The sequence below is a fragment of the Streptomyces sp. NBC_01260 genome (assembly GCF_036226405.1).
GTDB lineage: Bacteria > Actinomycetota > Actinomycetes > Streptomycetales > Streptomycetaceae > Streptomyces > Streptomyces laculatispora.
Genome location: NZ_CP108464.1, coordinates 7,485,005 through 7,508,714 on the forward strand (window position 1 = coordinate 7,485,005; position 23,710 = coordinate 7,508,714).

The 23,710-nt window shown below is 68.4% G+C and carries 17 protein-coding genes and 8 pseudogenes; 10 read left to right on the forward strand and 15 right to left on the reverse strand.

The window, feature by feature from the left end:
• Positions 1 to 99 precede the first annotated feature (99 nt).
• Entirely contained in the window at positions 100 to 306 is a 207-nt protein-coding gene (locus tag OG322_RS33300; RefSeq protein ID WP_241200601.1) for a hypothetical protein, read from the reverse strand.
• A 657-nt stretch (positions 307 to 963) separates the two neighbouring features.
• Here OG322_RS33300 and OG322_RS33305 point away from each other — a divergent pair.
• Positions 964 to 1,113, forward strand: a pseudogene (locus tag OG322_RS33305) (VOC family protein); the annotation flags it as partial.
• Between the two features lie 207 nt (positions 1,114 to 1,320).
• Here OG322_RS33305 and OG322_RS33310 read toward each other — a convergent pair.
• Together OG322_RS33310 and OG322_RS33315 are read right to left on the reverse strand one after the other, a co-directional pair.
• The gene (locus tag OG322_RS33310; protein WP_207315905.1) at positions 1,321 to 2,664 is read right to left on the reverse strand and encodes a flavin monoamine oxidase family protein; all 1,344 of its coding nucleotides are present in this window, start codon (positions 2,662 to 2,664) and stop codon (positions 1,321 to 1,323) included.
• Positions 2,665 to 3,507: 843 nt separating this feature from the next.
• The gene (locus OG322_RS33315) at positions 3,508 to 4,119 is read right to left on the reverse strand and encodes a hypothetical protein (RefSeq protein WP_329307366.1); all 612 of its coding nucleotides are present in this window, start codon (positions 4,117 to 4,119) and stop codon (positions 3,508 to 3,510) included.
• A 156-nt stretch (positions 4,120 to 4,275) separates the two neighbouring features.
• Between OG322_RS33315 and OG322_RS33320 the strand changes: the two genes are divergently transcribed.
• The 3 genes and pseudogenes from OG322_RS33320 to OG322_RS33330 all read left to right on the forward strand — a co-directional run.
• Complete coding sequence (locus tag OG322_RS33320; protein WP_329307367.1) at positions 4,276 to 4,599, forward strand: hypothetical protein; 324 nt, start codon at positions 4,276 to 4,278, stop codon at positions 4,597 to 4,599.
• Positions 4,600 to 4,888: 289 nt separating this feature from the next.
• Positions 4,889 to 5,331: pseudogene (locus OG322_RS33325) on the forward strand (ISAzo13 family transposase); the annotation flags it as partial.
• Positions 5,328 to 5,726, forward strand: a pseudogene (locus OG322_RS33330) (DDE-type integrase/transposase/recombinase); the annotation flags it as partial. The pseudogenes OG322_RS33325 and OG322_RS33330, both read left to right, overlap by 4 nt.
• Before the next feature lie 3 nt (positions 5,727 to 5,729).
• Here the strand turns inward: OG322_RS33330 and OG322_RS33335 are convergent.
• From OG322_RS33335 to OG322_RS33360, 6 genes are all read right to left on the reverse strand, one after another.
• Complete coding sequence (locus tag OG322_RS33335) at positions 5,730 to 6,584, reverse strand: ATP-binding cassette domain-containing protein (protein WP_123468023.1); 855 nt, start codon at positions 6,582 to 6,584, stop codon at positions 5,730 to 5,732.
• Entirely contained in the window at positions 6,584 to 7,588 is a 1,005-nt protein-coding gene (locus OG322_RS33340) for an ABC transporter ATP-binding protein (protein WP_123468021.1), read from the reverse strand. Before OG322_RS33340 ends, OG322_RS33335 begins: the two co-directional genes overlap by 1 nt.
• Positions 7,588 to 8,451 carry an ABC transporter permease gene (locus OG322_RS33345; RefSeq protein WP_123468019.1) on the reverse strand — a complete coding sequence of 288 codons (864 nt, stop codon included), beginning with the start codon at positions 8,449 to 8,451 and terminating at the stop codon, positions 7,588 to 7,590. The genes OG322_RS33340 and OG322_RS33345 overlap by 1 nt, the downstream gene beginning before the upstream one ends.
• A complete protein-coding gene (locus OG322_RS33350) occupies positions 8,448 to 9,416 on the reverse strand; it encodes an ABC transporter permease (protein WP_260147340.1) in 969 nt (322 codons plus the stop codon). The genes OG322_RS33345 and OG322_RS33350 overlap by 4 nt, the downstream gene beginning before the upstream one ends.
• On the reverse strand, positions 9,413 to 11,035 hold the full coding sequence (locus OG322_RS33355; RefSeq protein WP_241200600.1) for an ABC transporter substrate-binding protein: 1,623 nt from the start codon (positions 11,033 to 11,035) through the stop codon (positions 9,413 to 9,415). The genes OG322_RS33350 and OG322_RS33355 overlap by 4 nt, the downstream gene beginning before the upstream one ends.
• 105 nt (positions 11,036 to 11,140) lie before the next feature.
• Positions 11,141 to 12,838 (reverse strand): amidohydrolase, encoded by a 1,698-nt coding sequence (locus tag OG322_RS33360; RefSeq protein WP_123468015.1) that lies wholly within the window; start codon positions 12,836 to 12,838, stop codon positions 11,141 to 11,143.
• A gap of 128 nt (positions 12,839 to 12,966) precedes the next feature.
• Here OG322_RS33360 and OG322_RS33365 point away from each other — a divergent pair, with 128 nt between their 5' ends.
• Complete coding sequence (locus OG322_RS33365; RefSeq protein WP_124286873.1) at positions 12,967 to 13,662, forward strand: TetR/AcrR family transcriptional regulator; 696 nt, start codon at positions 12,967 to 12,969, stop codon at positions 13,660 to 13,662.
• Between the two features lie 1,152 nt (positions 13,663 to 14,814).
• On the opposite strand, the gene OG322_RS33370 is transcribed toward OG322_RS33365, so the two are convergent.
• Both OG322_RS33370 and OG322_RS41700 read right to left on the reverse strand, forming a co-directional pair.
• Positions 14,815 to 15,711 (reverse strand): NucA/NucB deoxyribonuclease domain-containing protein, encoded by an 897-nt coding sequence (locus OG322_RS33370; RefSeq protein ID WP_329307369.1) that lies wholly within the window; start codon positions 15,709 to 15,711, stop codon positions 14,815 to 14,817.
• Between the two features lie 84 nt (positions 15,712 to 15,795).
• Positions 15,796 to 16,863 (reverse strand): annotated as a pseudogene (locus tag OG322_RS41700) (IS630 family transposase).
• A gap of 123 nt (positions 16,864 to 16,986) precedes the next feature.
• Between OG322_RS41700 and OG322_RS33385 the strand changes: the two are divergent.
• Positions 16,987 to 18,681 carry an ISAzo13 family transposase gene (locus OG322_RS33385; protein WP_329306080.1) on the forward strand — a complete coding sequence of 565 codons (1,695 nt, stop codon included), beginning with the start codon at positions 16,987 to 16,989 and terminating at the stop codon, positions 18,679 to 18,681.
• A gap of 66 nt (positions 18,682 to 18,747) precedes the next feature.
• Here the strand turns inward: OG322_RS33385 and OG322_RS33390 are convergent, their stop codons facing one another.
• Positions 18,748 to 19,425, reverse strand: coding sequence for a hypothetical protein (locus tag OG322_RS33390; protein WP_266412639.1), 678 nt, complete (start codon positions 19,423 to 19,425; stop codon positions 18,748 to 18,750).
• A 52-nt stretch (positions 19,426 to 19,477) separates the two neighbouring features.
• Between OG322_RS33390 and OG322_RS33395 the strand changes: the two genes are divergently transcribed.
• Positions 19,478 to 19,951: a hypothetical protein gene (locus tag OG322_RS33395; protein WP_124286184.1), complete on the forward strand. Its 474-nt coding sequence runs from the start codon at positions 19,478 to 19,480 to the stop codon at positions 19,949 to 19,951.
• Positions 19,952 to 20,030: 79 nt separating this feature from the next.
• On the opposite strand, the gene OG322_RS33400 is transcribed toward OG322_RS33395, so the two are convergent.
• Positions 20,031 to 20,198: a hypothetical protein gene (locus OG322_RS33400; protein WP_185095686.1), complete on the reverse strand. Its 168-nt coding sequence runs from the start codon at positions 20,196 to 20,198 to the stop codon at positions 20,031 to 20,033.
• A gap of 347 nt (positions 20,199 to 20,545) precedes the next feature.
• On the opposite strand from OG322_RS33400, the gene OG322_RS41705 reads away from it, so the two are divergent.
• Positions 20,546 to 21,612 (forward strand): IS630 family transposase gene (locus OG322_RS41705; RefSeq protein WP_443066570.1). Its coding sequence is split into 2 segments (ribosomal slippage): positions 20,546 to 20,989 and positions 20,992 to 21,612, totalling 1,065 coding nucleotides; the frame shifts between segments, so codons are not numbered across the junction.
• A 581-nt stretch (positions 21,613 to 22,193) separates the two neighbouring features.
• Positions 22,194 to 22,826, forward strand: a pseudogene (locus tag OG322_RS33415) (endo-beta-N-acetylglucosaminidase H); the annotation flags it as partial.
• 69 nt (positions 22,827 to 22,895) lie between these two features.
• On the opposite strand, the pseudogene OG322_RS33420 reads toward OG322_RS33415, so the two are convergent.
• Positions 22,896 to 23,115, reverse strand: a pseudogene (locus OG322_RS33420) (helix-turn-helix domain-containing protein).
• Positions 23,115 to 23,231 (reverse strand): annotated as a pseudogene (locus OG322_RS33425) (DUF2975 domain-containing protein); the annotation flags it as partial. The pseudogenes OG322_RS33425 and OG322_RS33420, both read right to left, overlap by 1 nt.
• 222 nt (positions 23,232 to 23,453) lie before the next feature.
• On the opposite strand from OG322_RS33425, the pseudogene OG322_RS33430 reads away from it, so the two are divergent.
• A pseudogene (locus tag OG322_RS33430) lies at positions 23,454 to 23,645 on the forward strand (site-specific integrase); the annotation flags it as partial.
• Positions 23,646 to 23,710 lie beyond the last annotated feature (65 nt).

Sequence of the window (23,710 nt, forward strand, 5' to 3'; positions counted from 1 at the left end):
AGCGGGCGCTCCCGGGGTCGGCCCTGCGCCCACCACTCCGTGCCCCGCGTCTCCTGCGGTCGGGCCGGGCGCGGGCCGGGCCCGCGCCCGAGGTACCCGTCACGGCCTGCTGTCTGCGCTCCCGTCCTCCTGGTCGGAGGGGGAGTCCTCGCAGGTGGCATCGCGGAGCCATCCGACGGCCTGACGGAGTTCGTCGAAGGCCCGCTGTTCCTCCCGGGGAGTGACCCGGGAGGCCGGCAGGATGCTGTCGCGCGTCCCGCGGACCCGGGCATAGGCATCGAAGCAGGCGAGCACCTGCTGGATCACTGGCTCCTGAGGCGCGGAAGGAGGCGGCGAGGAAGGGCGCTGCAGGGACATCTCTGAACTCTCATCCAGTCGGAAGCTACTGGTCAGACCGGAGCGCGGCGTCCATGAGGTGCTGAGGACCCCGGCTCGCGCACCACGCGGGGCGTGGCTCGGTCGATGACAGGACGCCCGCCGGTTCGGCGGGCAGCGGCCGCGGCAGCCGGAAGCGGGGCACCGGCCTCCGGAGCGAGGAAGGCGACCCCGCCGAGATCCGTCCCGGCAACGTCAGGGACGGATGCGACGGCTCGGGAAGCCTTCCTGCGGGCATGGTGCTTTGCCACTGGTCAGCTCACCGCGCAGCCGGACGAGTTCACGGGCACGGGGGGCGGACACGAAGAGCAAGAGGCACGGCAAGCCTTTCCGGGCGCACGACTGTTACGTCGCCGACCAGGCTTCCCGGCACACCACCCGCTCCTCAACAACAACAACGAGGCGGGATGCGGCCATGCTATCCGCCTCGGCATCAGTTCCGTTTCGCAGGGGAGTGCACTCGCCGCCCGGGCGAGGGCCCGCGGCGTGCCTGCGACTGGCCGACGCGGTAGACGAATCAAGGCCCTCACCACCGAGCCCATGCCTCCCGCCTCCAGCCGCAGCTGACCAACTGGAGCTTCGCTCACACGGGTGGAGTCGCTCGGCGGGCGCAGACTGGGGCACTACGGCGACGGGGGGTTCTTGGTGATGGTGGACCCTGAGGGCAATGAGTTCCGCATCATCCCTGAGGGCGCTTTCGAGTTCGACGACGAGGGATGCGCGACCTGCCTCGGCTGAGGGCTTCGCAGTCGTGGATGAACGGCTACGGCAAGATCTGCAGGTGTTTCGAACGCGGCGGCATCGACGGCTTGTTCGGGGAGCGGGCCGCCGGTCAAAACTCCCCAGATTCTCTGTTCGCATTCCTGCCGTGCTCTCAGCTTGGCGTTCAACTTCGCAGCTCACTCGACCTGCAATCGCCACCGCGGGCACACCGTACCGACAGGCTCACCACCCGCCGGCCGCGTCTCCGACCTCACGAGTCAGTACAGCTATGGAGACCGGTGACCCGAGGATCCGTTCGGCCGCGCGGTGCCCTGACTGCAGCGCCCCGTCGACGCAGGCCGGCGCGGCTCCCCAGGTTGCCTCTCCCGCGAAGTGGACAACGCCGTCAACCGGGCCCGCCAGCGCTTCGTGATCCTCGTGGGAGGAGCCGACGGCGATGTAGGAGTACGAGCCGAGGGCGAGCGGGTCCATGCCCCAGCGCGTGATCCAGTGGGCGGCGGGTTCGGGAACGCGGTCGCCGTAGATGTTGCGCAGGGGCCTGAGCACCGACGCGACCACCTCTTCGTCGGTCATCTGCTCGATTTCCCGGCCCCAAGCACCGCCGGCGAAGGTCAGCAGCATCGGCTTGCCGCTCACCGCGGAGATGTCGTACCAGGAGTGCCAGGGGACGCCGGCCTGGCCGTGCTGCCGGATCACGGAGACGCCGTCTTGCCAGAACCGGTCCGGGAACTGCAGGAAGACCTTGTTGAACACGCCCATTCCCAGCCGCTCGATCGGTCCCGCGACGGCCTCGGGCAGGGCGGGCGTGAACCGGATCGCCCCGGCTTTGAGTACGCCCAACGGCACCGTGACGATCACCTGGGCGGCCTGGAAGGACTCCTCGCGCGTGTCGACCCGCACTCCCGCAGCCGACCTGGTGATGGCGGTCACGGCGGTTCCAAAGCGCACGTCGAGCCCTTCGGCCAGCCTCCGGGGGATCTCGTCGTAGCCACCAGGGAAGACCACTTCGTCACCGTCGATGGTGTCCTCGTCGAGTCCGTGAGCGGCGACCTGCTCGACCTCCGCACCGCACTGCTCCTCGGTGCGATGGCGATAGAACGCGCGGACCCGCTCGACTCGCCCGGGTTCCCAGCCGGTCGCGGCAAGGGCCCGCTCGGCCGCGGCGGCGTAACTCTCATCGTGGCCCATCGACGCGGCAGCCAGCTGCAAAAGGCCGTCCGCCGCGTCGACGTCGACGGTCCACTCTCGTGCCGCGTCATCGCCCAGCAGGCACGAAGACTCGTCATAGTTGGCGATCGGCCGACCACCGGCCTGAAAACTCCCCACCGTGAACTCGTAGGTGTCGATCCCGAGCGCGGAAACGAGTTCGGCGAGCGGGTTGTCGGTGACACCGTGAATCCACGAGGCGCCACGATCAACGCAGAACCCCGCCGTCCGGTCCGTCCACATCCGCCCACCAACGCGGTCTCGCGCCTCGAGCACGACGACACGCTGCCCTGCAGCGCGAAGCAGACGTGCCGCCGTGAGGCCGGCGATTCCCGCACCGACGACGATCGTGTCCATCATCTTCGCTGTTCTCCATGGTATCGACGGGGTGTGCAGCGGATTCTCCGCAGTCGTCATGATCCAACCGGCTGGACACCATTAAGGTCAATGTTGTTGGCATAAGCGGTGGATCGACAGCGGATTCGGGATCGGATCAGGTCGGCGAGTTGGTCGATGGTGCGCGGGCGAGGTTGGCGATGCTGCGCTTGTCGTCCCGGCCATACCGAGCCCGCTACAGTCTGGGATCGCCGCGCCCCTTCGCGCGAACGACCAACCCCGCACAACATCGCCCGTCTCAGCGTGGTGAATCGCCCGGGTTTGATGGAGACATCGAAGACCCGGAAGGATCCCGATCATGGCTGCTCCCCGGAAGTATTCCAACGAACTGCGTGAGCGCGCGACGCGCCTGGCGGTGGAGGCCCGCAAGGAAGTTCCCCCAAGGCCGTGATCGTCACGGTGCCCCCGGTGGATCGCGAAAAACACAAGGAGGGCTGCCTGTCCTGCGCTATCCGGTGCCGACGGTGCGCAGAACCGCGAGGACAAGGGCGTGAATCTCAGCGGAGTACTGCGGTGGCCGCAGGTTGTCCTTGGCCGTCGTCCTCCACCTCGGGTAGCTGTCGGGACCACATCCGGGCCGGTGCTGACGAGCGCGACCGTGGTCGTCTGTCGTTCCCGAGCGTCGGGAAAGTGGAGACGCCTTGCCTTCGCGAACCTCCGAAGGTCCAACTGATGCATGGGTGCAGCTGTTCTCAGCGCACGGCGGTGCCCCGCAGCAGCACCACACACCGGTGCGCCGTTATGTGTGGTCCGCCGGCCCGATTCCGGCGGGCCGGCGTACCACGTCACGTCGCGCGGGCGATCCGGTCAGTAGTCGTAGTGGTCGTTCTCGATCACTCGGAAGCTGCCCCCTACTCCGTTGCTGACGAGCACACCCCCTTCGACGCGGTTCGGGAACACGCCTTCAGTGGAACCGTGGGGGCCGACGGTGGCGACGGGGGCGCCGTTGTCGCAGGTCGCCCCGCTGAAGACCTCGACGGTTCGCCGGCTGTCGTTGAAGATGTTGAAGCTGGTGGAGCCCAGGCCGCTGGCCACGCTGACGCAGCCGCCGGGGGAGGCGGAGTACGTGCGCTCGTTGAGGTGAATCCTGCCCTCGTCGTCGTCCCGGCCTCCGTGACCCCGGTCCTGGTCGCCTCCGCGCTCGCCGCCGCCTTCGTCGTTGCCTCGGCCCCGATTGCCGCGGTCCTCGTCGTTGCCGCCTCGGCCTTCGTTGTCGCTCCGGCCTTCGTTGCTCCTTCCGGCGTCACCTCTGTCCTTGGGAGCCCTAGCGGGGGCTGGGGCTGGGGCTGCGGCCTTTTGGACGACCGGGGCGGCTTGGGGCGGCTCGTTCGTGGCGGCCGAGGTGAAGGTGCTGCCGGTGGCGGTCAGGGCCGCGGCGGCGGTGATGGCGGCAGTGAGGACGGTGGAACGTGCGGTCATGTCGTTTCTCCTGTCTCGGAGTGAGGTCGGCTGAGCAGCGGACCCGTGATTGAACGTACGTAGGGACTCCATAGCTGTCATATCGGGGCATAACGAAACGCCGGTGCCGGAGCATCGGCTGGGACGGCAGTCACCCGTATGTCATTCGGGTGCAACGTGGCGCATCTGTCCGGGCTCGCGGAGCACCGGATCGCGCTGTCCTTCTACCTGAGGGTCCACCAGCGGCATCTACGCGAATACGGCGAGGACGCCCTGGCGGCACTCGACGTGGCGGAGAACATCGCCTTCACCCTCCAGGAACTCGGGGACCGCGAGGCGGCGCGCGCTGTCGACGCGGACCTACTGCCGAGGTTCGAGCGCGCGGCGGGCAAGGGCTGCCTGGGGTTCGAAACACACGCGCAAGCGTCTGGTGAAAGCCCTCAGGGCCCTTGGCTGCGATGCCGAAGCGGACGAAATCTGGAGAGAATCCCGAAGTTCTGACGGGGTGCCGGCAGCCGGACACCCGTTCGATGCGGTGTCCGTATCGCGGTGAGGGGCGTGGGCGGCCGTGGGGGTCGGGTGTACGCGGGGTGTGTCGATGGGTTCGGATGTTTGGGCGTGCGGAATAGAAACGGGCAGGATGCCGGCAGATACGAGGACGGCACGGAAGTAGTCCACGGCCATGTCCTGCTGTCCGGCCATGCGGGCATCGAGGGCTTCGTGGGTGAGCTCGCAGGTCCCGGAGGCGAGGTCGGTGACCAGCTGGGAGGCGGACGCCTACTCCCGCAGAGGTCGTAAGCTCACCCGGGCCGAGCGCAAGGCAGTCGAACAGCGCGTGGAGCGCGGCGAGTTCCACGGCGAGTGGAACTACACCATCGCCGCGCACGACCCTGTCCAGGACCCGCCGACCTCACCAGAACAGAAGCTGGCAGCCCCCATCCCACCCGAGGCCACCTTCCTGCCCACTCACCCCGCCTTGACCGGCATGTCCCGCGACCAGTTCGACCAGCTCGAACCCTGCCGCCAGATCCTGACAGATGCCGAGCGGCGGGACGATGACAGTGACGGACGCGGACGCACCACGGCTTCGGGATCCTCGATCACCGCCATCGGGTCCTCGCCGCAAGCCTCAACTGCCGCAACACCGTCACCCTGACGCTGGCAGGCCAACTGATCGGCAGGGACCGCAACGTGCTGAGCTATCACGCCCACAGGACCAGGCCGCTACTGTCGAGCGACTGATGCGCCTGTCCGGCATCGTCGGGGTACACCTGCGCAAGAAGGTCCGCACCACGATTCCCGCACCCGACGCGACGCCGGTGCCGGACCTGCTCCAGCGGGACTTCAACGCCGCCACACCGAATCAGAAGTACGTCGGCGACATCACCTACCTCCCCATCGGCGACGGACAATTCCTATACCTCGCAACGGTGTTGGACCTGCACTCCAAGCGATTGGTGGGCTGGTCCATCGCCGACCACATGCGCACCGGACTCATCGCCGACGCGCTGCGGGCCGCCGTCGGCACGCGGGGCGGGAACCTGCGCGGAGCGATCTTCCACAGCGACAACGGAGCCCAATACGCGTCCAGGCATCAAGGGGATGGTCCCGGGTGCCGCCCGGCGGGCCCGTCAGCCGGCGCCCCCCGCCGCCAGCGGATCGAGTTCCCTGCGCCGCCGGCTGATGGAGTCCGGATCCCAGTCCGGCCGGGGAACGGATGCCAGCAGTAGCTGCGTGTACGGGTGTCCGGGGTCGGAGAGCAGTTCCGCGACAGGGCGGTGTTCCATGGTGCGGCCTCGGAACAGGACGAGCGCCTCGTCGCACACGTACCGCACGACGGCCAGGTCGTGGCTGACGAAGACCAGGCCGATGCCGGTGTCGCGGCGGATGTCCGACAGGAGGTTGAGCACCTGGGCCTGGACCGAGACATCGAGCGCGGACACCGCTTCGTCCAGTACGAGCACCGCAGGTTCGACCGCCAGCGCACGTGCGATGGCGGCGCGTTGCCGCTGACCGCCGGAGAGTTTGCGCGGCAGGGCCGCCGCCTCCCGCTCCCCGAGGCCCACCTGGGCGAGGAGTTCCCGGATCCTGGCGGCCCGGGCGGCGGGGTCGGCGAGACCGTGCAGGCGCAGCGCCCCGTCGATGGTGGCGCCGATGGTGATCCGTGCGTCCAACGAGAGGTACGGGTCCTGAAAGACGATCTGCACCGCCTTGGCACGGGCGAGTCGGGCCGCCCTGCCGCGTACGGTCGGGGCCAGTGGTTCACCCTGGACGAGGATCTCGCCGGCGTCGGGGCGTTCGAGGCCGATCAGCATCCGGGCCGTGGTCGTCTTGCCGGAGCCCGACTCACCCACGATGCCGAGGGCGCCGCCGGCCCGCAGTGAGAACGACAGGCCGTCGACGGCGATGACCTCCGCCTTTCCCGTCCGGTAGGTCTTGCGCAGCCCGCTGACCTGGAGCAGTGTGCGGGCGCTGTTCTCGGCCATCAGCTGCCCTCCCTTGTAGCGGTGTTTTCCATAGAGGTGAGTGACTCTTCCGTGATGTGGCAGGCGACCAACGCCTCGCCGTGGCGCTCCAGCCGCGGCGCTGTCCGGTCGCAGACCCCGGGCTGGGCCAAGCGGCAGCGCGCCGCGAAGGAGCAGCCGGGCGCCGAGTCAAGCAGTCCCATGGGGGAACCCGGGATCGGGGTGAGCCGGGCGGGCGGTCCGTCCGGGGCCTGGAGGGGCGGCGACGAGCCGAGCAGGCCCGTGGTGTAGGGGTGGCGGGGTGTTTCGAAGAGCTGTGCGGTGGGAGCGGTCTCGACGATCCGGCCGGCGTACATCACGTAGATGCGGTCGCAGACCGCGGCCGCGAGTTCGATGTCGTGCGTGATGAGGAGCATGCCCAGGTCGCGTTCGCGCTGCAGCCGCCCGAGGATGGCCATGATCTCGGCCTGGGTGGAGACGTCGAGCGCGGTGGTGGGTTCGTCGCAGAGCAGCAGCCTGGGCCCGGCGGTGAGCGCTCCGGCGATCATGACGCGTTGCAGCATGCCGCCGGAGAGCTCGTACGGGTACTGGCGCAAGTGCCGCTCCGGGTCCGGGAGTCCGACCGCGGCGAGCAGTTCGGCGGCGCGGGCGTTGGCGCGGCCCTTGTCCCAGCCGTTGTTGACACGCAGCGACTCGGTGAGGAAGTCGCCGATGCGGCGGACCGGGTTGATGCCTGCCCGGGGGTCCTGGAATATCATCGACGCCGTGCCGGTACGGATCGACCGTAGGGCTGCCGGGCCGGCGCCCACCACCTCCGTTCCGTCGACGCGCACGTGGCCGTCGATGTCGGCCCCGGTGGGGAACAGCCCGAGGGCCGACCGTGCGGTGACCGACTTCCCGGAGCCGGATTCGCCCACCAGCGCGACGATTTCACCCGCCGACACGGTCAGGTCGATGCCGTCGAGTACCGGCCGGGCCATGCCGGGCAGGGCGATGCTCAGGTTCTCGTACTCCAGCAGCGCCATCAGGTCTTCCTCCCTGCGAGCCGGTCGCCGACGTTCTCCCCGACGATGTTGAAGGCGACGACGACCACCACGACGGCGACGGCGGGCACGACCGCGGACAGCGGCTGGCCGCGCAGAACGGCGGCCTGGGACTGGTTGATCATGGCGCCCCAGTCCGGAGTCGGCGCCTGCACGCCCAGGCCCAGGAAGGACAGGGCGGCGAGGTCGAGCAGCGCGTAGCCGAAGTTGACGGTGGACTGGGCGAGCACGGTCGGGCCGATGTTCGGCAGCAGCCTGCGGACGGCGACGTACAGGGCGGAGTGCCCCTGCACACGGTAGGCCGCGATGTACGGCCTGGCCCGCTCCTGCATCGCGAGGCCGCGCACCAGACGTGCGGTGTACGGCATGTAGGCCACGGACATAGCGATCACCGGCGCCGTCATCCCCTTGCCGAAGACCGCCACCGCGAGAATCGCGACGAGCAGCGCCGGGAAGGCGAAGACGACATCGAGCAGCCGCCCGATCACGGTGTCGGCCCAGCCGCCCCGCCACGCGGAGAACAGCCCGATGGCGATGCCGACGACGGTCGAGACCAGTACCACCAGCAGCGGTCCGACCAGACTCGTACGGCTTCCTTCTACGAGGGCCGAGAAGGTGTCGTGCCCACCCTGGTCGGTGCCCAGCCAGTGGTCGGCGCTCGGGCCCACGAGCCCCGTGCCCAGCTCTCCGTACGTCGGGTCCTGCGGTGACAGCCACGGTGCGAACACCGCGACCAGCACGAACAGGACGAGAAGGCCCAGGCACAGCTTCTCCAGCCGGCTACCCCCCATGGAGCGCAGCTTGGCGACCGGCCTGCGGGTCAGTCCCGCCATCGGGGCGCTCATCGTGCACCCCCCGCTGCCGCCACCCGCGGATCGATCAGCGGATGCACCAGGTCCACCAGGAAGTTGACCACGACGAACGCGGCAACCACGAGCAGCACGATCGCCTGCACCACCTGGAAGTCCATCTGGTTGACCGAGGTCACCAGCAGGGATCCCACGCCCGACATGCCGAACGCGGTCTCCACGATCGAGGTGCTCACCAGCATTCCGGAGATGAGGAGCGCGGAGACGGTGACGATCGGGCCGAGGGCGTTGCGCAGTACGTGCCGCCGGATCACGGTCCACCGCGGGGTGCCGCGGCTGACCGCGACCTCGACGTGCTCACGGCCCAGTTCCTCCAGCATGGACGAGCGGGTCACCCGAGTGACCATCGCCATGAACGTGACGGACAGGGCGATCGCCGGCAGTACGACGTGGTGCAGCCGGTCGAGAACGCCGGTGCCGTTGCCGATGGTCGGGAACCAGCCCAGCTTCACGCCGAACAGCGACCGCAGCAGCAGCGCGGCGACGAAGGCGGGGGCTGCGGCCCCCACCGTCACCAGCAGCATCAGCATCGAGTCGGTGCGGGTGCCGCGGCGCAGCGCGCCGACGATGCCGGCCGCGAGACCGACCACCGCGATCAGCAGGGCGGAGGCGGCGATCAGCAGCAGGGTGGCCGGCAGCCGCGACCAGATGACCGAACTGACGTCCTGGTGGAAGACGTAGGAGCGGCCGAAGTCGCCGTGCAGTACGCCGCCCAGCCAGTCCCAGTACCGGACGAAGAACGGCTCGTCGAAGCCGTACCTGTGGCGGATCCGGGCGAGTTCGTCGGGGCCGGCGCTGCGCCCGCGCACCAGGAAGCTCGCCGGGTCGCCGGGCGCCAGGTACAGCGAGGAGAACACCAGGAAGGAGGTGACCAGCAAGGTCGCCGCCATCCCGGCCAGACGGCTCACGACCCCGAGCGCCCGGGTGGTCGTACGGCTCACTTCTTGGCCCCGATCTCAGCAGCCCACGGGTAGTAGAGGTAGGCGACCGACGGCTGGACGCCGGTGATCCGGTTGCCGAGGAAGACGCTCGTGGGCTGCGTGTACAGAGGCAGCCAGGGCAGTTCCCGCAGGGCGATCTTCTGCGCCCTCGCGCTCGCCCCGGCCCGCGCGGCCGGGTCATAGGTGCCTGCGGCGTCCTCGACCGCCTGGTCGAACTCCTTGTTCGACCAGCCGCCGTAGTTGGTGAACATGCCGGTCTCCAGGGAGCCGTACACATCCAGCGGGTCGGTGATCGACGTGTACCAGAAGGTCAGGAAGAGATCGACTCCCTTGCGGGCGGCGGCGTCGGTGAAGAGCGTCGAGTACTTCTCCGGCGACAGCGTCTCGATCTTGGGGTCGAGGCCGATGGCCTTGGCGGCCTGCTCGACGGCCTGCGCGACGATCGTGGTCTGCGAGTCGAGGGGGCTGGTCGCGATGACGATCCGCTCCCCCTTCACCCCGGCCTTCTCCGCGATCTCCTTGGCCTTCGCCGGGTCGTACGGGTAGTGCGGCACGCCCTCGATGATGGCCCTGCGGTCCGCAGGGGGCGCCTGGCCCCACATGTTGTCGGAGACGAGGGAGTCGGCGACCTCGCCCATCCCGCCGGCGCCGGCCTTGACGATGCCCTTGCGGTCGATGGCCATGAGCAGGGCCTTGCGCACCTCGGTGTCACCGAGCGGGCCCTTGAGGTTGCTGACGATCTCCTCGGCGACGGTGCTGTTGACGCCGTAGTAGAGCTTGCCGGCGCTGGACGAGCCGAGCTGCTCGTAGGCGTCGGCCGGGACCATCCAGCCACCGTCCACCTCACCGCTCTGGAAGGCGTTGACGCGGGTCGTCGCGTCGCTCAGGAACACGAACTTGACCTGGCCCGCCTTGGGCTTCAGCTCGGTGTTCCAATAACCGTCGAACTTCTTCAGGGTGAGCGACTGGCCCGACGCCCAGGACCCGAACGAGAACGGGCCCGTGCAGTTCACCCCGCTCTTGGGACTGCCGTAGTCCTTGCCCGCCTCGGCGAGCGTCGCGGCCGACTCGACGGTTCCCGAGCTGGTGGCCATCTCCTGGTTGAAGACCGCGTCCGGCTTCGTCAGCTTGACGGTGACTTCCAGCGGCCCGGTCATGTCGATCGACTTCACGTTGCGGAACGTGTTCTCCCACGCGCTGCCCACGGCGGGGTCCATGTGGCGGCGCAGGGAGGCGACGACGTCCTTCGCAGTGAGGACCGTCCCGTCGTGGAAGCGCACGCCCGGACGGATCTTGTAGACCCACGTGGTGGGAGTCGGATTGGTGAACGAGGACGCCAGGTTCGGCGACGTCGTCAGATCCGGGTTCCAGCGCAGCAGGCTCTCGCAGACGTTGGCGAGGATCTGGTTCGGCGGGTAGTCGTAGGCGTAGGCGTAGTCGAGCGAGGAGGGCTCGGCGTAGATCGACCAGGTGAAGGAGTCGATGTCGCCCGCAGCGGCGGGCGTCTGCTTGGTCAGCTTGTACGACGTGCCGGCGTCGGCGCCCTTGTCCGGGTTCGCCGTGCCACTGCACGCACTGGTGATGAGAACGGCGCTCGCCGCGAGGAGGGTCCCCGCCACGCGGCGCACCGCCCGCATCCGTGTTGGCCGTCTGGATCCTGCACTCTGCGTCGGCACTGTCTGTCTCCGTCCGGGGTGGGCTCGATGAAGTGCGTGGGGGCTGCGTCAGTCGGTCGACGCGGTGGGCGCGGTCATGTTCGCGTCGAACACGAGGCGGCCTTCGACGTACGTCCGGCGTACCCGGACGTCGCCTATCTCGTCGGCGGGGCGCGTGAACGGGTCACGGTCGAGGGCGACGAGGTCCGCGTACTTGCCCACCTCGACCGTGCCGGTCACGTCGTCGAGGTGGTTCACCCAGGCGGTGCCCGCTGTGTACGCGGTGAGCGCCTCGGCCAGGGTCAGTGCCTGTTCGGGGTAGAACGGCGGATACGTCTCGCCCTCGGGGAGTTCCCGGGCGGGGGCGGCACGGTTGACCGCGACGTGGATGGCCCACAGCGGGTTGGGGCTGCTCACCGACCAGTCGCTGCCGGCGGCGAGGTGGGCGCCGGCACGGCGCAGATCCCCGAAGGGGTACTGCTGGGCGGCGCGTTCGGGCCCGAGGAACGGGATGGTCAGCTCGTCCATCTGGGGTTCGTGGGCGGCCCACAGCGGCTGGATGTTCGCGGCGACGCCGAGTTCCGCGAAACGCGCGATGTCATCGGGGTGGACGACCTGGAGGTGGGCCAGGTGGTGCCGGTGGTCGTTGGCGCCGTTGGCGGCACGGGCCGCGCCGAGCGCGTCGAGTGCCTCGCGCACGGCGCGGTCGCCGAGCGCGTGGAAGTGGACCTGGAAGCCGGAGCGGTCCAGCGCGCACACCGCTTCCCTCAGTAGTCCGGGCTCGACGAAGCTCAGGCCGGAGTTGCCGGTTGAGCAGCCGCAGCTGTCCAGATAGGGCTCCAGCATCCCGGCGGTGAAGTTCTCCGCGACGCCGTCCTGCATGATCTTGATGCTGGTGGCCGCGAAACGGCCCGCCTGCCCGATGCGGCGGCGCTCCTCCAGCTCCGGAAGCTGCTCCATTCCGCGGTTGCGGTCCCACCACAGGGCGCCGACGACCCGGGCGAGCAGCGAACCTTCGCGGGCCGCACGCAGGTAGACGGGCAGGTTGTCCGGGTAGCCGTGGAAGGAACCGATCATGGCGTCCTGCCAGCCGGTCACCCCGAGTGAGAACAGGTACTCCTGCGCGGCGAGCAGCCCGGCGTACGTCTCGTCCTCGGTCGCGACCGGAACGTGCTGGGCCACCAGTTCCACCGCGCCCTCGTGCAGGGTGCCGGCCGGGGTGCCGTCCGCCTCCCGCTCGATACGGCCGTCGGCCGGGTCGGAGGTGTGCCGGTCGACACCGGCGATCTCCAGCGCGCGGGTGTTGACCCAGGCGCCGTGGCCGTCGCAGTTCACAAGCAGCACAGGCCGGTCGGGCACCACCGCGTCGAGCATGGAGCGCGTCGGCGTGCCGCCCGGGAAGCAGTCCATCGACCAGCCGCCGCCACGGATCCAGGCCACGTCCGGGTGGTCCTCGGCGTACCGGGCCACCACGTCGAGACAGCCCTCGGCGGTGGTCTGCTCGCTCTGGTCGCAGCCGAGCATCTGGGTGCCACCCATCACGGGGTGGATGTGCGCGTCCTGGAATCCGGGTACGAGCAGGCCGCCCTCCAGGTCGACGACCTCCGTACCGGCACCGGCCAGCGCGCGCACCGTACCCACGTCGGCGACGGCGATGATCCGGCCGCCCGCGACGGCGACGGCGGCGTCCACCGGGACGGGGCCCGCTCCGGTGAAGACCCGGCCCCCGACGAAGACGGTGTCGGCCCATTCGCTGCTGTGCGCCATCGATTCAACCTCCAGCAGGGCGGAATGACCCGCCCGACGTGTTCGTTGAGGAGGAGTGAACGACAGCGCAACAGTGCTGTCAACAGTGTTGCGCACACTGGATCCCGAACCGATACACTGGCCGCACCATGCCGAAGTCACCCGCCGCCAAGGCCCGCAGCAAGCGCGCCGGCAGTCAGCTCACGCCCGGTGCGATCATCGACGCGAGCCTGCGCATTGCCGCCCGCGGAAGCGAGGACGCCTTCACCGTCCGGCGCCTGGGCGAGGAACTCGGGGCGGATCCGACCGCGATCTACCGGCACTTCCGTGACAAGGACGAGCTGTTGCTGTCGGTCGCCGACCACATGCTCGGGGAGGCGCTCGACGCCATCCCCGACGGCCTCGGCTGGAAGGCCCGCATCCGGGCACTCGCCGACGCCTCTCTCGCGGTCGCCCTCAAGTACCCGGTGGTGGGCTCCGCCATGGCGAGCCGGACCACGCGCCGCTCCAACGAGTTCCGGGTCGTCGAACTCATCCTCGGCGCCGTCCGGGAGGCCGGTCTGGAGGGATCCGAGGCCGCCGTCCACTACCGCATGATCGGGGACACCCTCCTCGCGTACGTGGGCCAGCAGGCCGCCTTCCTGCTGTTCGACGCGGACGCCCGCGCGGCCGACGACTCCGCGTGGAACCGCGAGTACCGGCTGGTCGACGCGCAGCGCTTCCCCTGCATCGCCGGCCTCAGTGGCGAACTCGCCGAGGTGACGGACGAACAGATCTTCGACGCTACGGTCGAGGCCCTGATCTCGACCGTCGAGAAGCGCGCCGCGACTCCTCGGGGCGCGTGACCCGGCTCAGCCCAACGCCAGGCGGTCCGGCTCGGCCGTCCGTCGGTCCGTGGAGCGTGGGCGGAGCCATCCCCGGACGCCGCTCTCCGGGGAGGCCGAGCCCGGGCTGATCCGTGGCACGGGCCTGCCGGAGGGGTTCCGGCAGGCCCGTCGGCCTCCGCTGCACGAGGCCGAGGTCCGTGAGGATCTCGTCGGCCGCGCGATGACCGGACTCAGCTCCGTCCTCCATGTAGCCCTGCGGCCGCCGTCGGTGGCCGTCCGGTGCGGGAGCCGCCCGCCCCGTCTACTGTCGCCTGACCTGTGCATCTACCGCAGCGTCTACCGGCATCTACCCATGATCTTCCGGCCGATCTACCGCCGGTCTAACTCCACCGCCGGGAAGGAACCCCAGCGAGCTGAGCGGCGTTGACCCTCGCACGTCAGGCTCTGCTCGCCGCCCGGGAGGCAGCGAAGAAGCGGAAGCGGCACACCGGCACGTCTTTGCGCCGTGATGGCCGCAAGCCGTTCGGGCTCGGCAGCGCGATTACCGGATGACGTGAAGGACCAGTAGGCCGTCGGTCACGGCGCACACCCTGCAGCCGGTGTCGAACGGCCTGAGAAGTCCCTTCGGGTGTGATGTGCTGGCGAGGCACACCGGGTTGAAAGGGCGATGGACATGGCTTGGCTGGTGAGCAGACAGCAGGGTGCGGCTGAAGTGGAGTTCTTCGGCTTCTGCCTGCAGGAGCGCGACGAGAGTGCCGTGCCGGTGCGTTTCCCGAGAGCTGGGACACCGAGAGCGGCTTCTTGACGGCGCACGCGGGACGGCTCGATGTGTCGAGCGCGGGGCATACGAATACAGCTGATCTCGCGGTGGAGGTCTGGGATGGCCAACCGCCTGTGGACGGCGAGGAGGGGGAGTGCTGGGAGGCGGACGGACAGGCCGTGATCGTCTCCCTTCAGGGGTGCTGGATGTCTGGGGGGTCACCGGGGGAGAGGCTGGCGACCCGGTGGTCCTGAGCCATCCTGGGTCGTGGCGGGTCCGGCTCCGGTCCAAGGGGCGTGTCGGGATGGCTCAGCACGGTGTGCCGGAAGGAGTCGAGAAGTACCTGGCCCAGTTCTGGCCCTCGCCGTGACGAGCAAGTGGGGCCGGCAGCAGGACTGCCGGCCCGTGGATCATTTGATCTTGACGATGAAGCCGTCGTCCTTGCCGTCGATGATCCGGTTCTTCGTCATGAACTGACCCAGCAGAATTCCCGCGTCTCGGTTGTCCGCGGTGACCAGCGGCATGGCCGAGAAGTTGTTCTTCGGGGCTGCCGGTTCGTATTGGGACTGTGCAGCGCCCTGGTAGGTCGTCGCGAACGGGAACTCATCGCACCGATACTTGTTGTTCTGCGAGTACTTCTTGCCCCAGTACTGCTCGCATACCTTGATCGCCTGGGACCGGTTCTTCTTGCGACGGGCGGTGTCCCGGAAGAGCTGGTTGAGCGGTTTCGATGCGCTCTGCCCGGGCAGCTTCTTGGCCGAGTTCGCCGGCTTGGTCGATGCGGGAGTGGAGTACGCCTTCTTTATGTGACCGGCAACGGCTTTCTCCGGAGCGCCGGTCTTGCTGCTGTAGGTGAGGGTGGACAGGTAGCTGAACGCTGCGGCACCGTCGTCGCGGCTGACATAGGTCGCCTTGTCCCAGCGCGGTGCGAGCATGAACAGCTTTCCGCCGGTGCCCTGGAGGGTGTATCCGGGCGGGGGTGTGATGCTGATCATCGGCTCGTACACCGCAAAGACCGTGTCGTCGGGCTCGCTGCCCTGCTTGTATGCGGCCTTCACGGTGTGCTTGAACGTCTTCAGCTTGGCCAGCTGGTCGAAGCTTTTCGAGCCCGGCACATTCCCGCCCTCAGTGACCTTCGCGGCGGCGGGCCATTTCTGAGTGATCTTCGGGGATGTCTTGATGAACAGAGCGGCGGTCTTGACGCTGCCCGTCTTGGCCATATAGGTGAAGTGGTACTCGAAGGAGATCTCACGGCTCTTGGCAGCGATCGTCCCGACCGACAGCACCACGAACTGGGTCTGACCCACGGGGCGTTTGTTCTGCAGCCAGGTCTGGGGAACACCTTCGTGACGCGAATTACTGAGGTTGAACTCGTAATGTTGTGTTGCTGATCAGGCGGGTCGGATGGTCAGGCCGGTCTCGGTGAGGCAGCCGTCGATGAGGTGGCTGCGGTACTGGATGTGCCTCAGGCCGCTCCGGACGGTCTGGACGAGGTGTTCTGGGCTGCTGAAGGCGACGTTGGAGAGCCAGCCGCGCCGGAGGAGGGACCAGATGCCTTCGACGGGGTTGAGGTCGGGTGCATAGGGCGGCAGGTAGTAGATGGTCAGCCAGTCCCGGGCTTCGGCGAACTCCCTCAGTCCGGCGGCCTTGTGGACGTTGAGGTTGTCCCAGACGAGGACGATGGGGCCGCCGAGCTGCTGGTGGGCGGCGATGAGCAGGTCGCGGTAGTCGCGCCAGGAGAAGCTCTTGCGCCCGTCACGGTTGCCGTCGTCGCGGCGGGGCCGGTAGATCAGCCGCGACCGGTGGCCAGGTTTGTAGCAGGTCAGCGCGGCTATGTATATGCGTCTGCGGGAACGTCCGCGGACCCGTACCACCGGGGTCCGGCCGCGTGGCGACCATGTCCTCGCGTGCGGCGGCGTCATGGAGAAGCCGGCTTCGTCCTCGAAGACGAGCCAGGCTCCACGGGCCGCCGCGAGCCTTCCGCGCAGGGCCACACCTCCTTGACCCACCCCGCGACCGCGTCGTCGTCCCGCTCCATCGCTCTACGGGCCGGCACCTGACAGGACCAGCCGTTGCGTACCAACAGCTTCCGCACGCCCTGGATCGTGTACGTCAGGTGGAAGCGTCGGCCCGATCACCGTCCTGACCCGGGCCAGCGTCCAGCGCTGGTCCTCCCAGCCATGCGCGGCCGGCCCCTTGGCCAGCTCCGCCTCCAGCTGAGTGAACTGCTGATCGCTCAGCCTTGGCAGGGACGCCGGCCCCTGCGACCGCAAGCACCGCGGGCCGCCCTCGGCCCACGCGTGACGCCATCGCTGGACCGAGCGGACACTGACCCGCAGATCTCTGGCGATCGCGGTACTGCCCTCGCCCAGGGCGAACCGCTCGGCCGCCTGGAGCCGTAACTCTTCGCGGAACTGCTGCCGTTCGGCGGTCAGCCCGCCCCCTTGTGGATACCGCATGACTCCGGTGATACCGCAGCCAACGGTCAGCCGTCACCCCCTACGACACCACGAGTTCAGCCTCAGTAAGGGCCTGCGGAGAATCAAGTCGTTGCTTCCCGCCTTGAGCCTCGTTGATGTGGTATGGGGAGTTCGGAGGAGATCGAGGAGGCGTTGGCCGCGAAGTTTCAGGCGCTGTTCCCGCACCTGGACGAGCGTCAGCGTCGGCTGGCCATAGGAGCGGAGGCTCGCTCGCTGGGCCATGGCGGGATCCGGCTGGTGGCCCGGGCCGCTGACGTCCGTGAGGGCACCGTGTCGCGTGGGGTGGCTGAACTGGAGTCGGGCGAAGCCCCGTTGGGACGGGTGCGCCGGGAGGGCGGCGGCCGCAAGCGTGCGGTGGACCTAGACCCGGGCCTGCGGCCCGCGCTGCTGGCCCTGGTCGAACCGGACATGCGGGGTGATCCGATGTCGCCGCTGCGCTGGACGACGAAGTCGACCCGTCACCTGGCCGCCGAGCTGACCGGGCAGGGACACCGTGTCTCGGCGGAGACTGTGGCCGACCTGCTGCGGGAGGAGGGCTTCAGTCTGCAGGGCAACGCCAAGACCATCGAGGGCAGGCAACACCCGGACCGAGACGCCCAGTTCCGTTACATCAACGAACGCGCCAAGGACTACCAGGCTGGCGGGGACCCGGTGGTCAGCGTGGACACCAAGAAGAAGGAGCTGGTCGGTAACTACAAGAACGCCGGCCACGAGTGGCAGCGCGAGGGCGAACCGACCCGGGTGCACACTCACGACTTCCCGGACCGCGAGCTGGGCAAGGCGATCCCGTACGGAATCTACGACCTGACCGCAAACACCGGCTGGGTCAGCGTGGGCACCGACCACGACACCGCCGCCTTCGCCGTCGAATCCGTCCGCCGCTGGTGGAACAGCCAAGGACGCGGCGCCTATCCGCACTCCCGGCGGCTTCTGATCACCGCGGACGCGGGCGGCTCGAACGGCTACCGCACCCGCGCCTGGAAGAGCGAACTCGCCGCCCTGGCCGTGGAAACCGGCCTGGAAATCACCGTCTGTCACTTTCCGCCAGGTACTTCAAAATGGAACAGAATCGAGCACCGGCTGTTCTCCCACATCACGATGAACTGGCGCGGCAGGCCGCTGACCAGCCACGAAGTCATCGTGAACAGTATCGCCGCGACCACCACGCGCACCGGGCTTACCGTGCACGCTGAACTCGACACCGGCGCCTACGAGACCGGAGTCCGCATCGGTGACCGGCAGATGGACGCGCTGCCCCTGCACAGCCACGACTGGCACGGCGACTGGAACTACACGCTGCAGCCCCAGGAGCACTGCCGGGACGGGATCCCGCCGCTCCCGCCCCAGAACCAGCCCGGCCACGGCCGGGAGTGGCTCGCTCATCCGGCCCTGACCGGCATCCAGCCGGATCAGTGGGACCAGCTGATCGCCGAACTCGCAGCGGCCCGCGAGACCCAGCGGGAGGAAGTCCTGCAGCAGCGACGCGGCGGCGACCGGCAGAAGGTGCCCGCAGCCGGCCTCTATACCGGCCGGCGCCCCGGCCTCAGCCTCGTCGACCGGCTTCTGGCCACCCTCCTCTACGAACGTCACGGGCTCCCGCAAGTGACGATCGCCCCGCTCTTCGGAGTAGTACCCCAGAGCCTCAACCGGGTCATCAGCCAGACCCGACATCTTCTCCACGAAGTCGACTACACCATCGAACCCACCGAGACACAGCTGGCCACCCTCGACGATCTCACCGACCTCGCCGCACACCTCGACATCCCCACCCCAGAGATCAACACGGCGAGTTATTGATCCGCAGGCCCTAACTACCCGGCCTTGGGTCAAGGCCCATCCACTTTCGAAACAGGTCAATGGCGGCTACTGGCTCAGTTTGGGGTAGTAGGTCAGCTGGTACGGCGACAACTGGGAGACGTCCAACTGACCCCCGCCCCGGCAGATGGGGCAGACTCGTTGCCTGCCGCACTGGCGGCAGTTACTGCGCCCATGGCGCTCGCTGGGCACCCAGCCGCGTCCACCGCAGCCGCGGCAGGCGCCGAGGCCGTCGCACTCGTAGCAGAGCACGTAGCCGGGCGTGAGGGTCTCGGGCGTCCGGACCGGCTCCGGCCACTGGAACTCCTCCGACTCGTGCTGGGCTAGGGCGGGGGTCTGCCCGCTGTAGAGCACGGCCGAGTTGTAGTCGCCTGTGCGGACTTCGATGCGGGTGCCGTCGGGGCGGCGGGCAGTGAGGACGTACGTGCGTTTCGTGCCGTCGATCTCCTCCTGAGGCCCCGCGATGTCCCAGTCGGCCGGGCTGAGCAGGCCGGCCGCCCGAGAGGCGACGTCGGCAGCGCCGACCCCTTCGGGGCGTTCCCCACGGAACACGGCCGAGTAGCTGTAGCGCAGCGGCTCGTGCCAGTCGGCGACGTTCGGCTCGTCGAGGAAGAGGAGGCCGAGGTCGGCGCCGGGGGTCAGGTCGTCGATCAGCTCGACGAGCTGTGCACGCAGGGCACGCCCGAGCCGGTCCAACTCCTCACGCACACCGGGTATTTCTCCCACTGGAGCCCCCTCTCTCTCGCTTGATCGCGGGCATCCTATGCGGGTGAGAACGGTGAGAACACAGGCAGAGGCCCGTACCCAGCTACTACGGCACTTCACGGAGACGCTCCGTGCGCTGCCCCCGGAACTGTCGCTGGCGCTACGGCATCCGGACCTGCCCCACGCGGGCCTGCACCGCGGGGTTGTCCTGTCCGAGGACCTGAACCATCCCGATGACGGCTGGGCGACCTTCGACGTCCGGTACTGGGTGTGGGGAACCGCGCCGGACACCCGCGACCGGTATTTCGACCTGGTGACGGAGGTGTGGCGCGAGTGGGGCTGGGCGACCAGGGACGGAGGGGCTGCCCGTACGCGCACGGGTTGGGCGGACACCCCCGACGGCTACGGCCTCGCCCTCACACGGAGTGTGAACGGCTACCTGAGCATGGCCGGCTCGACACCGCTGTTCCTACGGGACTCGGTGGTGGGGGAGCCGATGCCGACGCGGATCGCTTGGCGGGACGGGGAGGCGGTGTCCTCCTTGTAGTCAGGCTCGCGGAGTGAGTGAGCCTTCGCCAACTTGACTGCGCAGGTCAAAGGGCTGGTGTGACGGCCTTCCGGGGTACTCACGCTGGTCGTGGGCGGGAGCCTACGGAGAAGATTGCGATGTCCTCCAGGACCGAGGCGAGGACGTCCGCCTTGGCGCGCTCTGCGGCCGCGTACGCGCGGGCCGATTCGGCGGCATGCTCATAGAGGGGCTGGCGGGCGGGCGCGGGGGCCTGCTGCTGGCTCATCCGGGACTCCTGGCTGTCATCTGGCGTGTGTCACCACGGTATCGCCGGAACGTGCCGCCGGACCCCGGTACGGACGATCCCCCGTCCGGCGGAGGCCCGTGGCGGGCCATAATCTGAAAGGCTGCGGGTGAGGTTGATGACGGCTTCCGAGCCGACGATCTGCTTCGTGAAGGTGTAGTCCTGGCATCGTTCTCGTCACTGGGCGTGTAGGTGGCGGTCAGGGAGCCGAACAGGACTGGATCGGCTGAGTGTCAAGCCCCGGGTTTCATGGAGAGCGAGTTACTGAGATTGAACTCGTGAAGTCATAGGGGCTGACGGTTGGTGCCTTCCTGCGGTATCGCTGGAGGATGAGGTATCCACAGGGTGGCGGGTTGACCGCTGAACGGCAGTGCAAACGCGAGGAGTTACGGCTTCAGGCGGCTGAGCGGTTCGCTCGTGGCGAGGGCAGTTCAGCGATTGCCAGGGATCTGCGGGTCAGTGTCCGATCGGTGCAGCGGTGGCGTCACGCGTGGGCCGAGGGCGGCCCGCGGTCCTTGCGGTCGCAGGGGCCCGCATCGCTGCCGCGGCTGAGTGAGAAGCAGTTCGCTCAGCTGGAGTCGGAGCTGGCCAGGGGGCCGGCCTCGCACGGCTGGGAGGACCAACGCTGGACTCTGAGCCGTGTGAAGACGGTGATCGGACGGCGCTTCCACCTCACTTACACGATCCAGGGCGTACGCAAGCTGTTGGTGCGTAACGGCTGGTCCTGCCAGGTCCCGGCCCGTCGTGCCCTGGAGCGCGATGACGATGCGGTGGCCGGGTGGGTCAAGGAGGTGTGGCCCCGCGCGGAAGGCTGGCGGCGGCCCGTGGAGCATGGCTGGTCTTCGAGGACGAAGCGGGCTTCTCCATGACGCCGTCGCACACCAGGACCTGGTCCCAGCGAGGCCGGACCCCAGTAGTGCGGGTCCGTGGCCGCTCTCGTAGACGGATATCGATCGCCGCGCTGACCTGCTACAAACCCGGCCACCGATCCCGGCTGATCTGCCGACCGCGACGGGACGACGGCCGGCGCGACGGGCGCAAGAGCTTCTCCTGGCGCGACTACCGGGACCTTCTGATCGCAGCCCACCAACAGCTCGGCGGCCCGATCGTACTCATCTGGGACAACCTCAACGTGCACAAAGCCGCAGGTCTACGGGAGTTCGCCGACTCCCGCGACTGGCTGACCATCCTCTACCTGCCGCCTTACGCCCCCGACCTCAACCCCGTCGAAGGCATCTGGTCCCTGCTGCGGCGCGGCTGGCTCTCCCATGTCGCCTTCTCCACGCCAGAACATCTCATCCGCACTGTCCGGAGCGGCGTACGGCACATCCAGTACCGCAGCAACCTCATCGACGGCTGCCTCACCGAGACCGGCCTGACCATCAGATCCGCATGACGACACCACGAGTTAAATCTCAATAATTGGTTGAACCTGTCGTGTGACCTGGCGCAGGCGGCCCCATGCGCGCTCTCGGACTCGGGCCAGCCGGCAGGGGCGCCCCGGCGCGGTCACCGGGCGGCAGTCGCGCCCTGGGCCTCAACCTCGCGGTCATCATCGTGTCCATGCTGCCGTTCGGCGGCTGGCAGGACATCGTGAGCGTGATGGGAGACATATACCTGATCGTCTACCCTGCCTCGGCGGTGGCCGTGGCGGCTTTCCGGGCGCATGACCGGGAGCGCGGACTGCCTCTCGCCGGACGGCTGCATGCCGGGGGTGCGCTGGATCGCACCGGTCAGTTTCGCCGTGGCGAGCGAGTTCGTCTACTGGTCGGGATGGGAAGACCTGCGGCCTCCCGAAGGACTGCCGATCTGCCTCAAAGCTCATGCCGGTATGGATCTGGATGCGCCAACTCCTTTTTTCAGTGGCTGAGTTGTGACGCGAGCTGAGTGGAATTCGTGAAGAGTCCGAACATGGCTCCTGGAATCCGGTCACGGGAGCGGAAAGCTCGAAGGATTGCTTGGTGCTTCCGAGCAAGTAACGGGAACGTTCAGCGCGTCCTTGACGACGCCGCCACGGAGATACGACCGTTGCAGCAGAAGGGCATCAAGGTCGTCCTCTCCGTCCTGGGGAACCACCAGGGTGCGGGTTTCGCCAACTTGCCTTCCCAGCAGGAGGCTTCGGTGTTCGCGAAGCAACTGTCGGACACAGTGGCCAAGTACGGTCTCGACGGCATCGACTTCGACGACGAGTACGCCGAATACGGCAACAATGGCACTGGCCAGCCCAACGACAGCTCGTTCGTTTACCTGGTGACGGCGCTGCGCCTGAATATGCCGGACAAGATCATCAGCCTCTACCACATCGGCCTGGCCGCGTCGCGCCTCTCCTACGGAGGCGTCGACATCTCGACCACGTTTGACTATGCCTGGAACCCGTACTACGGCTCCTGGCAGGTTCCCGGCATCGCACTGCCCAAGTCGAAGCTGTCGCCGGCGGCCGTCGAAATCGGCCGGACCTCGCAGAGCACGGCCGCCGACTTCGCCCGACGGACCGTCAGTGAAGGCTACGGGGTCTATCTGACGTACGACCTCGACGGTGCCGACCGCAGCGCCGATGTCTCCGCCTTCACTCGAGAGTTGTACGGCAGCGATGCCGATTTCACGCCGTAGGGCGGGCTCGCGCCGCCGTGGCGCGCCGTGCTGCTTGGGGTTCGGCGACAAGGTGTGGGCAGACGCGGATCATTCGACCCCGCTGTCCCTGTCCTCCCAGCGCAGCAGGTCGCCCGGCTGGCACTCCAGCGCCTCGCACAGCGCGGCATGCGTCGTGAAGCGCACCGCCTTGGCGCGGCCGTTCTTGAGCACCGCCAGGTTGGCAGGGGTGATCCCTATGCGGTCCGCGAGTTCGCCCACGGATCTTCCGCCTGGCCGGCATCACGTCGATGTCTACGGCGATCGGCATCAGATCACCTCGTCGAGCTCGCCCTGCGTCTGCGCCGCTTCTGCGTCGCGCGTAACGGCTTGGGCGAGGAGCATCCGCAGCACGAGCACGATGAGCGCGACTCCCAGGATGGCCAGCCGACCCCGCCTGCTGCAAGGCCGGCGCGATGTGACGCAGCGCCCGCCGCCGGCGGGGCACCAGGCGCTCCAGCCGGTGTGGCATGTAACAACCGGCCCTGTTTCTGCCCAGCTGGTCGAACCACGCCGCGCACTCTAATCTCCGCTTCCAGGACCGTCGCGTTGCCGATCTCGAAGCCACATCGAAGCGTTCCCGCCGGTAGAGGTGGAGCTGCCGTGGGGGAAGCCGGAGAGTCTGTCGTGACCTTGGCGCGGTGGCTTGGGCACTCCTCGCCCGCGATCACCCTCGGTTACTATGCTCACTTCATGCAGGAGGCCGGCAGCAGGGGGCGCGGCACCATCGACGGTCTGCTTGGGGAGCGGGGGGACCGGCTCGCCAGCCGAAACTCCCCAGATTCTCCCCAGCGCCGTTGACCGGTGATTCCCGTCTACGCACCGAAGAAGCCGTCCGTGGGTTGTAAGGCTGAAGAGATAGGTGG